Source organism: Sunxiuqinia sp. sy24 (assembly GCF_052677165.1).
In genome coordinates this window covers 581,203-598,006 of record NZ_JBQYLH010000001.1, presented here as the reverse complement: position 1 = coordinate 598,006, position 16,804 = coordinate 581,203, and the positions used below count along the sequence as shown (strand labels likewise).

Annotated in this window: 1 protein-coding gene; it reads left to right on the top strand. The window is 48.4% G+C overall.

Going from position 1 to position 16,804, the window contains the following annotated elements; genetic code table 11:
* Positions 1-16,804, top strand: a 16,804-nt coding sequence (locus ACUNWA_RS02195; protein WP_445590243.1) for an HYR domain-containing protein, incomplete at both ends; no start/stop codon positions are given.

Below are 16,804 nucleotides of genomic sequence, written 5' to 3'. Positions count from 1 at the left end.
CACATTTACCGCTACCGACGAATGTACAAACTCAGTTAGCACAAGCAGTACAATTACTTTAACGGATAATGTGCCACCAACCGCCAGCAACCCACTACCAATAAATGTAGAATGTGCAGTTGATCTTCCTGGTCCGGATATCACCGTGGTAACTGATGAGGCAGACAACTGTACTTCGAATCCAGTGGTAGCGCATGTAAGTGATGTCAGTGATGGTGGATTCAATCCGGAAGTAATCACAAGAACATATTCCATTACAGATGATTGTGGGAATAGTATAAATGTAGAACAGATAATTACCATTGACGACATAACTCCACCCGATGCACAATGTCAACCCCTAGCAATTCAGCTAGATGCAGCCGGTAATGCTTCAATTACAATAGCTGACATCAACAATGGAAGTAGCGATAACTGTACTGCAGACGAAGATTTGGTGTTTGCGTTGGATAAAACGGACTTTACTTGCAGTGATTTAGGAACAAATAATGTTGTTTTAACCGTTACCGATGAACATGGCAATGCTTCTACCTGTACAGCGGCGGTTACAGTTGAAGACAATATAGACCCGACGATCACCTGCCTGTCATCTTATACTGCCACAGGAAGTTCTGCATGTTCAGGAACAATAAATGTGGCTGCTCCGGTTTATGATGATAACTGCGGAGTGACTGCTGTTAACTGGACCATGACCGGAGATACGAACGACTCCGGAAGTGGTGCTATCGGAACGTACACTTTTAATCGGGGAACCACAACAATTTTATATACGGTAAATGACGCGGCAGGCAATGAAAATCAATGCAGCTACCAGATTACCGTTCCCGATCGATTGACGACAACTGCGACGGCCTCAGCAACAGTAACCTGTAGCGGTGATGATTTGACCTTGTCAGCCACGCCATCAGGCGGAACTGCCAATTATTTGTATTCCTGGACAGGTCCAAACGGCTTTAATTCTTCGCAACCGAATCCGGTGATTAATAATATTACCACAGCAGTAAGCGGAAGTTATTCCGTTGTTGTTACAGATGCTAATGGGTGTACAGCAACAGCCTCGGTTTCAGTTACGGTTCGTCCAACGCCAACGGCAACGATCAGCGGAACAACAGAAGTTTGCCAGAATGACTCTCCGCTCCCCGCAGTTACGATAAGGAATCCCATGGACTTACCGGTTACGGTCACGTATACGATCAACAACACCGGATTAACAACGGTAAACATCGCTGCTCATGATGAGGCGATCGTTTCACAGGCAACGAGCAGTGCCGGAGATTTCGCTTATCGATTGGAAAGTGTGGGGTATTCATCGGGGCCTGCTTGTACCCATGCGCTTAACGAATCGGCTACCATTACCGTGCATCCAACGCCAACAGTGAATGCGATTACAGATAAGACCTATTGTTACGATTCGAATGTTGCGCCGATCGTGTTTTCGGGATCAGTTCCGGGCACAACTTTTGAATGGACCAGTAGTAATCCTGCTATAGGCTTAGGAAGTACTAACGGAACCGGGAATCTTCCTTCGTTTACAACAACGAATGCCGGTAGCAGCCCGATATCGAGTACAATAACGGTTACTCCTTACGCCAATGGCTGTGAAGGAAATTCGGAAACCTTTACGATTACCGTGCGTCCGGAGCTAACAGCTTCGATTAGTGTTGATAACACTCAGGCGTGTATGAATACACCATCGCCGATAGCCACTTTTACCAATCCGCTTTCCTTACCTGTTACCATCACCTATACCAGAAATGGTTCGCCGCAAACGATTGACGTATCTGCGAATGGTACAGCAACGGTGGCTGTTCCGACCACCACGGCAGGAACTTTTGTTTACGAGTTGGGAAGTGTGGCCTTTCAAACGACACCCTCTTGTTCGAAAACAATCACAGGATCGGTAAGCGTAGTCGTTAATCCGATACCCACGGCATCCGTCAATCGGCAAAGCCAATCGATCTGTACCGGTGAAACTATTGATCCGATTGTGATCACCGGCAATCCTGCAGGTACAACATTCACCTGGACACGGGATAATGTATCGGGGGTTCCGACTGATATCGCAAGCTCTGACTCCGGCAACACGATTAGCGGATCTTTAACGAATACGGGCAGTTCGCCGTTATTGGTTACCTTTACCATTACCCCAACTTACAACGGATGTCCAGGGACTCCGGAGAAAGCCCGGGTTATCGTTAATCCCAAGCCAGTTGCTACAGCAACACCGGCTTTACAGTCCCGGTGCTCCGGGGTGGCCTTCAGTCAGATTGTGCTTGATAGTGAAACCGGAGGAACAACTTATAGCTGGACAAGGGATAATACGAGCGCTGCGGTTGGTGTTGCCGAATCCGGTACCGGAAATATTAACGGGACATTAGTCAATACAACGAATGAACCGCTAACTGTTACCTTTACCATTACGCCAACAGCCAATGATTGCGTTGGAGATCCGATTACCGCTCAGGTGCTCCTCAACCCGAAGCCTGATATTGATGATCTGACTGAAGCTATTTGTAACAGTGGTACTTTTGAGGTGTCGCCTGAAGATGGTGTCGATGGGGAAGTGCCGACCGGCACAAGCTATAAATGGTCTATTCAATCTTCAACCGGAGGAATTTCAGGAGCGAAAGGTGATAGTGCAGCCACTATTACCGGTACCCTCTCCAATACGACCAATATAGAACAATACGTTGTTTATTCGGTTACGCCTTTTTATGGTGCTTGCCGCGGAGAGGTTTTTACCTTGACAGTTACCGTTACACCTGAGCCGGCTATTGATGATATGACCGCCAACCAGTGTAGCGGAGTGCCTTTTAATGTTAGTCCGGCGAATAACACGAACGGAATTGTTCCTTTGGGGACAACTTACGAGTGGGTGGTGACCGATGACGGAGGGGTGTCAGGAGCTGAAGACGGAAGCGGATCAAGTATCAGCGGAACGCTGACCAATTTGACCAATACGGCGAAAGTAGTCAGTTATACGGTTAGCCCGACAGCCGGGACCTGCGAAGGAGAGCCCTTTATTCTAGATGTTACCGTTAAACCGGCACCGGCTATCACTCCAATGACAGCAACAATTTGTAGTGGCGGAAGTTTCACCCTTACACCAACTGATGAAGCCAATGGGAATATTGTACCTTTGGGAACGACCTACCGTTGGTCGGCACCATCGCTAAGTACTCCGGGCGGAATTACCGGAGGCGGGGCAGGGAGCAATGCTGCAGCCATAAGTGGTACCTTAACCAATACGACGAGTGCCGTACAAACGGCCACCTATTGGGTCACTCCTACTGTTGGTGGTTGCGATGGTTTGCCCTTTGACGTAGTGGTTACCGTCACCCCCAAGCCGGCCATCAATCCGATGACCGCAACGATTTGTAGTGGCGGAGATTTTGATTTGACGCCAGCGGATGGAGCGGATGGAAATGTTGTTCCTGCAGGAACAACCTACAGCTGGTCGGCCCCCAGTGTTACGGGGATCACCGGAACACAAGCCGGAACGGATGAAACGAGTATTAGCGGAACGCTGACCAATACCTCCAATACCGTAAAAATAGTTACGTATACGGTAACACCGACTTCGGCCGAGGGCTGCCCCGGAATTGTCTTCTCGGTCGCTGTAACCGTCAATCCGACACCGTCAATTCCCAATACGACTGTAACAGTCTGTAGCGGTGAAGCTTTTTCTATCAGTCCAGCTAACGGGACGAATGGAAATATAGTGCCGTCAGGCACCGATTATTCCTGGGGAGTTCCAGTTGTTAGCGGAAGCATGACCGGTGCCGCAGCTGGTAGCGGGAGTTCCATCGGCGGAACGCTGACCAATCCAACAAATTCGACACAAACGGCAACCTACACGGTAATGCCAACTTCCGGTAGCTGTCCGGGATCGACTTTCGAGCTGACAGTCATCGTTAATCCTACACCATCAGTGACCATCGGCGACAATGCCACCATCTGTTATGGTGTGGAAAATCCGGATATCACCTTTACCAACCAGGTGGATTTACCGGTAACTGTAAGCTATACAATCAACGGAGGCGCTAATTTCACGGAGAACATCGCTGCAGGCGGAACAACCGTTATACCCGCAGCCATCAACCAGGAGGGCACCTTCGTCTATAAGCTGGTGAGCGCGGTTTACCAATCGTCTCCCACTTGTCCAGCACCCTTAACCGGCACCGCAACCATTGTGGTCAAGCCCATTACAACGGTAGCTATTGACCGAGATCCGGCTGGTACCATTTGCTTTGGCGAGTCGGTAACCTTTACTTCCAATGTAACCGATGCTGGCACTAATCCTGCCTATCAATGGTACTTGAATGGTGCAGCACTTTCAGGAGAAACTGGTATCAGCTTTACTTCGGCAACACTAAACAATACCGATAAGGTTAAATTAGTCGTGACGACTTCCGATACCCCTTGCCCGGGAGCTATTCAGAGTAATACTGTTACCATGACGGTGAATCCGACTGTTGTGCCGGAAGTTCATATTCTGGAATCGCAAAACCCAATTTGTGAAGGTACTGAAGTGACCTTCACAACAGATCTGGTCATTGGCGGTGGAACAAATCCGACCTATCAATGGCAAATCTCCACCGATGGAGGTACTAATTGGAATGATCTAGTTGGTGAAACCAATGACTCTTTCTCGTCATCAACCCTTGACGATGGTGACCAGGTAAGGTTGGAGCTGATTTCCAATGCCCTTTGTGCCGCAAATCCGGCACACAGTAATGAAATCATCCTCTTTATTGATCCTCTTCCAACAGCTTCAACCGCTGGAAGCGCGGCTATCTGTGTGGGTGACAGCTATACCTTGAGCTCAGGCGAAGCCACTGCAACGGACGGTGATATCAGCTGGAGCCACAATGGTACTGGTACAATTACCAACGGCAACACAACAGCGCCAACATACACCCCGGGAGCAGTGGATGCCGGAAATACCGTAATGCTGACCATGACCGTGACCAGTGACAATAATTGCGGTTCGGCAACGGCTGAGGGCACTTATGCCATAACCGTTTACCCCTTGCCGGTTCCGACAATTAGCGGAGATCAGATCGTTTGTGAAAACGCCACCGGACATGTTTATACGACTGAGGGCGGCATGAGCGATTATGTTTGGGTAATTACCGGAGGTTCAGTAACCAGCGGAGGAAGTAGTGCCGATAATACGATAACCGTTAGCTGGGGGCCGACAGGCACAGGAACTGTTTCGGTTAATTATACCAGTGCCGATGGCTGTACGGCTGCTTTGCCAACCGCGATTTCGGTTAGCATTGAGCCGCTACCTAACGCTTCAGCGGGAGGCAGCCAAACGATTTGTGAGAATGAAACGGCGACAGTCAATGGAGCTTCAGCCGATAATGGTGACATCCTCTGGACAGTGACTTCCGGCAATGGTTCTCTGACAAACGAAACTTCATTAAGCCCAACTTACACCCCTGGGGCCGGCGATGCTGGAAGCACGGTTAGACTAACCATGACCGTAACCAGTGACAATGCTTGTGGAACAGCTACGGCAACCGCCAACTACTCCATCGTTATTGATCCACTCCCCACAGCAAGTGCCGGTGGAAGTACCACAATTTGTGAAGATGGAGCCGCTACTGTGAGCGGAGCATCAGCAAGTAATGGAACAATTTTATGGACTCATAATGGTGCTGGTTCGATTACTGCGGGCACCGAAACGACAATTAGTCCTACTTATAATGCGGCTTCCGGAGATGCCGGGAATACGGTTACTCTGACCCTAACTGTGACAAGCAACAACAGCTGTGGGACAGCTACTGCATCGGATACTTACACCATTGATGTAGATCCAAATCTGGATGTTAGTGTCAGTGTCGGTACGCTAGCACCTGTTTGTTCCGGCGAAAGTATTACCCTCACGGCAACACCTGTCAATGAAGGAGGAAATCCAAGCTACGAATGGTTTGTCAAAGGTTCTTCTGTTGGCAATAACAGTCCAACTTATACTTACACACCACTTGACGGTGATGACGTTTACGTGGTCTTGACTTCAGATGAGACCTGTACCAGTGGAAATACAGCAACCAGTAATAGCGTTACACTTCAGGTTGATGAACCGATCACCGAGACACCGCAACTACCCGATGGGCCTGTATCTGTTTGTTCGGTAGCGACCGTGTTAAACTATTCCGTACCTGCTGTAGACAATGCATCCTACTATGACTGGAACCTGCCTGCTGGCTGGATAATAGCGTCGGGAGAGGGGACAAATGCAATAACCGTTAATGTTACGGGAGTCTCTCCAGATATCTACACTATTTCGGTTACTGTAAGCAATGCTTGTAGTGCCACGACAACCAGTGCCCCTTTGGAAATTACAGTGGGTGATTACGCCACAGCTGATGCCGGAGCAGATCAAACGATTTGCTACGATGAGGCTACTATCAGCATTAGCGGGACGCCGGGAGGAGCTGCGAGCAAGAACAAGGGAACTTGGACAAGCTCAGGATCTGGAACATTTGGAAATATTTTTAAGACAGATGCAACCTATACTCCAAGTATAGCAGACCGGAACGCTGGTTCGGTGACGCTCACCTTTACAACTGATGATCCCAGCGGGACGTGTGCTCCCGCGACTGATGACTTGATTTTGACGATCAGACCAGAACTGTTTGCGACGATCTCCGGCACAGAGACTATTTGTGAAGGATCATCGTCAGGAATTACATTCTCCGGAGAGCCCAATTCAATTATAACATACAATGATGGTGTTTCTGATCAAACCATTGCCATTGGAGCAAGCGGATCTGCGAGCTTAAATACGGGTTCATTGACTGCTACAACGACTTATACCCTTGTAAGCGTGGATTGGGCTACAGAACCAAGCTGTGCCGAGAATGTATCAGGAGCTGCGACAATAACTGTTGAACCATTGGCTATTGTTGATGCAGGAGCCGCTCAAACGATTTGTGAAGATGAAATCGTCAGTTTGAATGGAACCGTGACCATTGGTGCTACTGCAGGAATCTGGACTACCAATGGTGATGGATCGTTTGATAATGCGACCTCTTTGAATACCATTTATACACCAGGAGCCAATGATATCGCTTCCGGGTCGGTAACACTAAGCTTGACAAGTACCGACCACGCCGCAGCATGTAACGAAGTTGCAGATGATGTTGTAATCACGATCAATCCATTACCTGTTGTTGATGCCGGAACAGATCAAACCATCTGCGAAGGTGAGGATGTAAGTTTAAGCGGTTCTGTGACTGGAGCGGTAAATACCGGAAGCTGGTCAACTAACGGATCAGGTTTGTTTGATGATGTGAGTTCCTTAAATGCCATTTATACCCCGAGCGCTGCAGATATTGCTGATGGCTCAGTTACCTTGACATTAACGAGTGACGATCCGGCTGGGATATGCGATGTTGTTGCAGCCGATGTCATTATTACGATTAATCCACTGCCTGTAGTTGCTGCCGGAGAAGACCAAATCATATGTGAAAATGAAACCATTAGTTTGAGTGGTTCGGTGAGCGGAGTGGTTAGTTCGGGAAGCTGGACCAGTAATGGTTCCGGTTCGTTTAACAGTGCTAGTTCATTCAATGCGATTTATACTCCAAGCGCTGCTGATATATCGGCAGGCTCCGTTGTTTTAACGTTAACCAGTATCGATCCGGATGGAACAGGTCCTTGCGAACCGGTTGCTGATGAGGTGGAAATTTCAATTAACAGTCTGCCTGTGGTTGCAGCCGGAGAAAATCAAATCATCTGTGAAGGTGAACCCGTTTTCTTAAACGGTTCAATTAGTGGTTCGGCAACTAGCGGGATCTGGACAAGCAATGGCTCCGGTTCATTTGATGACGAAACGACATTCAATGCCATCTATACTCCGAGTGCAGAAGATCTAACAGCAGGCTCCGTTATTTTAACTTTAACCAGTATCGATCCGGATGGAGCAGGTCCTTGCGATGCCGTTTGGGATGAAGTTGAAGTCACCATTAATCCATTGGCTACCGTTGATGCAGGGGCTTATGGTCCGCTGTGTCAAGGGAATTCTATAACTCTCTCCAATGCAAGTATCGGAGGTGGTGCTTCAACAGCCGCCTGGTCAATCGTCTCCGGAAACGGCACACTTAGTTCTACCGCTCAAACGTCGACTCCTGAGACCGTAAGCTTTACGCCGGCAGCCAATTTCTACGGTACGGTAACTTTAAGACTGACAACCAACGACCCGTCGGGCCCTTGTAGCTCAGTCGTTACTACAACAACATTTACGGTTAACCGGGCTGTCGTTATTACTACCCAACCGGTTAATACCGGTGTGTGTGTTGGACAGCAGGCTGATTTGACAGTCGCGGCAGTAGGAACTGGTTTAAGCTATCAGTGGTATAAAAATAATTCGCCAATCCCGGGAGCAGAATCGGCAACCCTTCATTTTGCCTCAGTAAGCTTAACCGACAATGGAGAATACAATGTTGTTGTTAGCGGGGAATCGCCTTGCTCGCCACAGACCTCTAATACCGTTACGCTGAATGTTGATGCCACGATTACCATCACTACTCAGCCGGTATCGCAAACAAAATGTGAAGGAGAAAACGTCATTTTAAATGTTATTGCCGATGCCGGCGGGGTTCCGTTAACTTACCAATGGCGGAAAAACGGGACTGCCATTTCCGGCGCCACCTCATCGTCTTATACCTTAACGAATATTTCGACAGCTGATGCCGGCAATTACGACGTTGTGATCTCCGGAACAGCAGGGTTTACCTGTTCGTCGGTGACATCAACCACGGCTTCGCTGAACGTGAATACCCTGGGGACGATCGCCCTATCCGGCAACGACGACCAAACGGTATGTATCGACAAGGCAATTTCAACTATTGAATATACCCTTGGAGGTTCGGCAAACAATTATGAGCTGACGGGCTCACTTCCGGCAGGAGTCACGGAATCATTCAGCGGCAATGTGCTCACCCTATCCGGTACACCGACCGAAACGGGAACCTTTGCTTATACGGTAACGACCACTGGTAGTCCTTGTAATAATCCATCGTTGAGTGGAACCATTACAGTTGACGGGAACGCAACCATTAGCCTGGCCGGAGGAAATGCGACCCCAACACTTTGTATCAACAGTCCGCTGCAAACAATCACCTATTTGATTGGAGGGAATGCAAGCGGAGCATCGATTGTCTGGGATGCTGCAACACCAGCAGGGATCAACGGAAACTACAATGCCATCAACGGTTTATTTACCATCAGCGGAACGCCGACTGCTGCGGGAACCTACGGATTCACCGTAACAGCCGAATCGGGCTGTGCCGATGCATCCTTGTCGGGAGAGCTTACCATTACCGAAGATGCCACCATCTCCTGGACTTCGGGAGATATCGATCAAACCGTATGCCTTCGAACGCCAATCGAACCGATCAGCTATACCATGGGTGGTTCTGCTACGGGCATTGTTTTAACGGGTAATCTTCCTGATGGTGTTTCCGGCTCTTACAGTGGTGGTGTTTACACCATCTCAGGAACTCCCCTCGCTCCCGGCACTTTTAATTATGCCTTGACGACGACGGGACCTTGCCAGAATGCTTCAGAGACCGGCACCATTACCGTTGATTATTACGCTGACGGTGGTTTCATATCACCCAGCATCGCTACGGTGTGTACCGAAATCAACAGCGGGACGTTAACCCTGGAAGGTTATTCGGGCAATGTCATCCAGTGGGAACAGTCTCTTGACGGAGGAAACACCTGGACCGTCATTCCCGGGACAGCAGGTCTCGATACCTATAATTATACCAATGTTCCAAGTACGACCCTGTTTACAGCTTTAATTGGGAATACGACTTGTGGTAACGTTTATTCGAGCACCGCACGCATAACTGTCATCCCGGCATTTACTCCTGAAATAACCGTTTCCTTAGGGGATTTATGTGCCGGTGAACCGGTGACCCTTACGGCTAACGTTGAAATTTTGCCCGACACCCTGGGTATTATATCGGGTGGTTCATTCGATGTTGCCAACCCCAAAGGATGGACTGTGTATGAAGATGGACTAGCCATTCATCCTTTCCCGGCAGCGGGCAATAACCGGGAAAATGGGCCGTGGGCAGAAACCAACGGGCCTAAAGAGTTCTGTGGAACTATTTATGACACACCTGACAACACGAAATTTTCCATTGTAAACGGGGAGTTAAACTCCTGGATGGAAACACCGGTTTTCAGTCTTCCCGCCACCATGTCTTCCGCCGAACTGACTTTTACCCATGCCTATCATTTAGAGCCAGGAACAACGGCCAAAATAGAGCTTTCGACGGATGGCGGAAATACCTATAACATCGTTTTAGCACAATATTCAGGTGATTTGAATTCCGGAAACCCCAATGTAATTAATGATGTTGGCGTTGATATGTCGGCCTACATCGGCTCCAGCGATCTGCAAATCCGTTTCAATTATGATGGAGTGGGCTGTAGCGTATGGGCGGTTGATGATATCGGTTTGCCCACGCCTCCGGCAGATGCAACTTTTGAGTGGGGTCCGGTAGAAGAAATTCCTGGTGGTTCAGGATCAGAGGTTATTGTGGTGCCGGGAACTACAACCGAATATACTTTGACAGTTTATGTTGCCGGATGCCCGGGTGAAGCCAAGGCTGTTTGGGTCAATGTATATAACTTCCCGGATGTGTTTACCACCAATACCTGTGTTGGCGGTACGGCCACCTTTACGCATAACGGAGCTGAAAATGGGACCTGGACGGTAAGCGGTGGTGGTGTAATTAATTCAGCGGGCGAATTTACGGCCTCCGAAGCAGGATGTTTTGTAGCTACCTATGAGACTCCGGCTGGCGACTGTAGCGGCTCTGCCAACTTTGTTGTCTTCCCGGTAGCCCAAGTGCCTGTTGTCAATGATGGCTGTGGAGATATTGAGGTTACTCCGCCGACACTCGTCGATGGATTTGACATTGAATACAGCTTTGACGGCGGCAGTACCTGGGGATCGAGTAACTATTATTCACCGCCAGCCGATAATTGTGCCGGTTATCGCATTAAAACCCGTTACATTAGCTCTGCTTTGTGCGATCCGACTCCAGTGGGAGCGATCAGCGAATGTAATGATTCACCGGAATTCCTCAGATCTGTGGATCGAACAGCACCAACGTTTACAGTACCTGCTGATCTTACGATTTCGAAAGATGCCGATTGCAATTACGATGCTTCGGTTAGTGTGACTGGCGATGTGACCGATGAAGCAGATAATTGCTCTACCGGCTTGAATGCAACTTCTGAGGATGTTGTGACCACGGGAGCTTGTGAAGGCGAAGTGATCATTACCCGCTACTGGAGCTTGATCGATGATTGCGGTAACGAAACCAACCATACACAAGTTATAACGGTAGCCGACAATAATGAAGCTCCAACATTTTCGGCACCTGCCGATATCACCATCTACCGAAAAGCAGATTGTACCTACGATGCTTCGCTTAGCGTCACAGGAGATGTGAATGATGCAGTTGATAATTGCTCGACTGTTTTGGATATCGATTACAGTGATGCTACTACAGCGGGGGACTGTGGCGGCGAAGAAATTATTACCCGTACCTGGACGGTAACCGATGATTGTGGTAACTCAACCAGTAAAGTTCAGACCATCACTGTTGCTGATGATATTCAGCCAACCATCACTTGTCCGGCCGACCTCACTGTTCAGTGTCGTGACGACGTACCTGCTGCGAATGTTTCATCCGTATCAGCAACTGATAACTGCGCCGGGGCAGTGACTGTTACTCATATAGGTGATGTTTCGGATGGCGGAACCTGCCCGGAGATCATTACCCGGACCTATCGGGCTACGGATGTTTGTGGAAATTTTGTGGAATGTACGCAGAAGATTACCGTGGATGACACCACAGCACCAACAGCCAGCAATCCTGCTCCGATAACCGTTCAGTGTATCGGTGATGTTCCGGCAGCTGATATTAATGTAGTAACCGACGAGGCCGATAATTGCACGGCAACCCCGGTAGTGGCTTTCGTGTCGGATGTATCGGATGGCAACAGCTGTCCAGAAGTGATCACCCGTACCTACAGTGTAACGGATGACTGCGGAAACTCAATCAATGTCACTCAAACGATCAACGTTGGTGACGATGTTTCCCCTACAATAACCTGTCCGGCAGACATTACCCAAGCGGCAGAGGATGGTGAGTGTTTTGCTATCAATGTTAGTTTGGGGACCCCGACTGCAACCGACAATTGCTCTGCAGTAAGTTCAATAAGCCTAACCCATGATGCTCCTGCTCAATTCCCGGTCGGCGAAACCACTGTCACGTGGACAGCTACAGACGAATGTGGAAATGAAACCACCTGTACCCAAATGGTGACCATTATTGATGAAGAAAAACCGGAGATCTCTTCATGTCCTGGTGATCAAACCGTCAATGCTGATCCGGGTGTTTGTGGAGCTTATGTAAGCATTGAATCTCCAATTGCGATTGATCCTTGCGGTGTTCTTTCCATCGTCAACGATTTTAATGGCACGACAGATGCCAGTGGAATTTATCCCGTTGGGGAGACAACGGTGACCTGGACGGTTACCGATGAAGCCGGGAACTTCACAACATGTACGCAAGTCATCACGGTTATCGATAATCAGGATCCGATTTTCACCTTCTGTCCAAGTAATGAGGAAGAAGAAATTGCAGCAGACCAATGTTCAAAAACAGGCGTTTCACTGGGCGTGCCGACCATTGAAGACAACTGTAGTTATACTTTAAGTTATACATTGAGTGGTGAAACAAGCGGAAGTGGAAATGGATTGATCCCATCAACTCAGGCATTCAATGTTGGTGTAACGACTGTAACTTATACGGCGACTGATCCGGCAGGCAATACGGCCACTTGTCAATTCACAGTCACCATTAAACGATTGGAAATTCCGGAAGCCGCCATCACCTGCCCGGATGATCCAGCGACGGTGAATGCACTAATCGGACTATGTGAGGCACCAGTTGTAGTGCCCGCACCAGAAATCCACGACCCTTGTAATGCTATCGTTTCAGTTGTTAATGATTACAACCATACGGATAATGCCAGCGACACCTACCCTGTAGGAACAACAACGGTTACCTGGACCATTACAGATAAAGGAGGGACGACAACGACTTGTGTACAAACAGTTACAGTTATTGATGCAGAAGCACCGACGATCAGCTGTCAGGGAGATGTAGAAGATCTGATCACTAATGGCGGATGTGATTTGGTTAGCAGCCAGGTAACGGCCCCAACCTTTAATGATAATTGTCCAGATCCGGTACTTTCCTACCAATTAATCATGGAAGAGGGTACCGTAATCAACGGCAACGGATCAGCACACAACTACCCGTTCCCGGTTGGAAAAACACAAATCAATTATACGGTAACCGATGCAGCCGGATTAACAGCAACTTGTAGTTATACCGTATGGATTAAAAACCTTGACGCACCGCAGTTTGAGGTGGATTGTAATACAGCAATTGATGTAACCGTAAATGCCAGTTCAGGCTTATGTGAAGCCGATATTACCGTACCTGCTCCCGATATTACTAATCCTTGTGGAGAGGTTTACAGCATCACTAACGACTTTAATGGAACCAACGATGCCAGTGGCATCTATGAGGTTGGCCAAACTACTGTGATCTGGACTATCGTTGATGCTTCGGGAACGGTTTATACCTGTGAGCAAACGGTTACAGTTATTGATGCAGAAGCACCGACGATCAGCTGCCAGGGAGATGTAGAAGATCTGATCACTAATGGCGGATGTAATCTGGTTAGCAGCCAGGTAACGGCCCCAACGTTTAATGATAATTGTCCAGATCCGTTACTTTCCTACCAATTAATCATGGAAGACGGTACAATAATCAACGGCAACGGATCAGCACACAACTACCCATTCCCGGTTGGAAAAACGCAAATCAATTATACCGTAACCGATGCTGCCGGATTAATAGCCACTTGTAGCTATACCGTATGGATTAAAAACCTTGCTGATCCGAAATTTGAAGTGGATTGCAATACAGCAACTGATGTAACTGTAAATGCAAGTTCAGGCTTATGCGAAGCCGATGTTACCGTACCTGCTCCCGATATTACCAATCCTTGTGGAGAGGTTTACAGCATCACTAACGACTTTAATGGAACCAACGATGCCAGTGGCATCTATGAGGTTGGCCAAACTACTGTGATCTGGACTATCGTTGATGCTTCGGGAACGGTTTATACCTGTGAGCAAACGGTTATAGTTATTGATGCAGAAGCACCGACGATCAGCTGTCAGGGAGATGTAGAAGATCTGATCACTAATGGCGGATGTGATCTGGTTAGCAGCCAGGTAACGGCCCCAACCTTTAATGATAATTGTCCAGATCCGGTACTTTCCTACCAATTAATCATGGAAGATGGTACCGTAATTAACGGCAACGGATCAGCACACAACTACCCGTTCCCGGTTGGAAAAACACAAATCAATTATACGGTAACCGATGCAGCCGGATTAACAGCAACTTGTAGTTATACCGTATGGATTAAAAACCTTGACGCACCGCAATTTGAGGTGGATTGTAATACAGCAATTGATATAACCGTAAATGCCAGTTCAGGCTTATGTGAAGCCGATGTTTCCGTACCTGCTCCCGGCATTACAAATCCTTGTAATGAAGCTTACAGTATTGTTAATGATTCGCCCTACAAAACCAGTGATGCTAACGCCAGCGGAACTTACCCTGTTGGAACAACCACAATCAATTGGTTGATAACGGATGCTTCCGGCAACGAATATCCTTGTGTGCAAACCGTGACGGTAACCGACCTGCTTCCTACACTGGATTGCCCTGAGAATATTACCGTGCAAGCCGACTTCGATTTGCCGTATGCGAGCGATGTTCCTGTTCCGTCTCCAAGCTACGCCGACAATTGCCCGAATCCGGAGTTAAGCTGGGTAATGAGCGGAGTAACTACAGGATCTGGGAATGGCGATCCTAGTGGGATAAATTTGTTCCCGGCCAGTTACACTTTTAATGTCGGTGTAACTACCATTGAATACACGCTCACTGATGCGCATGGAAATACTGTAAGCTGTTCCTTCACGGTTACTGTAACAGGGCCACCGGTTATCATCTGTCCAACGGATTATCCGACAAACACCGATCCGAATGTCTGTACGGCTACAAGAAGCTCTGACGACTATGGATTGCCAACGCTTCAGGAAGGCGTTCAACCCGTTACTTGGACCTGGACCATCTATAATCCGGATGGCTCAGTAGGTGCGACAAATAGTGGTAGTCTTTTCGTTGGCAGTGCCGGCAATCCCGGACCTCCAGATATTCCCGACTATTCTTTTGAATTAGGAACATCGACAATTGTTTGGCGTGCAGAAAATAGATCAGGCTATAGTGAATGTTCACATCAGGTCATTGTAACTGATATCGAGCCACCGGTTGTGTCGTGTACCGGTCGTAACCTTGAGGGCTGTGATACCGATGTGATTACCGGCCCGGCTTTTTCAACGGTAACAGCGAATTCTTCGTATGCTGAATTCATTGATGCCACTAATCAGGGTTCAGCCACCGATAACTGTACGATTGACGCCGTTGAATATGTTGATGTTGTGGACGGCACCTGTCCGATCGTTGTCACCCGAACCTGGACGGTCTATGATGCTTCCGGTAATAATGCCAGTTGTGATCAGACAATCAACATTGACGATACGACTCCGCCAACGATAACTGCTCCAACAAGTAGGGATATTGAAGCTTGTGATGTGGACGCGGCTCTTGCAGTGGAAAACTTACTACCTTACAGCCCTAGCAGCACAACAATTACACTGGGCCAACTTAGGAATGAGGGTGGTGACGCTGATGATAACTGTCTTCTGTCTTCTGTTAGCTATATCGACGTGACCACTGGCAGCTGCCCATGGACTGTAAACAGAACCTTCTCAGCCACTGATGCCTGTGGTAATGTGGTTACAGCCACACAGGTCTTTACCATTACCATTAACGACACCACACCCCCCGTGGTAACTGCGGATGATGACGAGACGATTGAAGCTTGTTCTGTCATTGTTGGTCTTCCTTCATACAGCGAGACAGCTGTTACCGTTACAGGAGAAGAAGCGACCTACGGATTCTCGGTTGTGGAAGATTGTAGTTATGGGATTACTTACGTTGACGCAACAGTTGGTTCTTGTCCCTGGGTGGTCACCCGCACCTTCACCGCCACAGACGGCTGCGGTAATTTTGGAACAGCAACGCAAACGTTTACCATTGATGATACCACCCTTCCTACGGCAACTGCTCCGGGAGAGATCACCGTTGAAGGCTGCGATGAAACGGATATCACTGCAGACGGAACCTCCGCACTATCCTACAGTGCCAGCGAAGCAACAATAAGCCTGCTTCAGTTCCAGACTGAAGGTGGCAGTGCAGCCGACAACTGCAACATTAAGTCCATTACTTATTTCGACGGAACGCCGTCGGGCTCCTGCCCTGCTGTGGTTGAGCGAACTTTTACGGTCACGGATAACTGTGATAACCAAATCCTGGTTACGCAGACCATTACCATTGACGATACTACTAATCCGACAGCCAGCAACCCGGCACCAGTTACTGTTGAATGTGCCGGTGATGTACCTGCTGTTGATATTACGGTTGTTACCGATGAAGCCGACAACTGTACTGCCGCTCCGGTTGTAGCGTGGGTTAGTGATGTGTCGGATAACCAAACTTGTCCGGAAACGATTACCCGGACCTATAGTGTAACGGATGACTGCGATAACCAA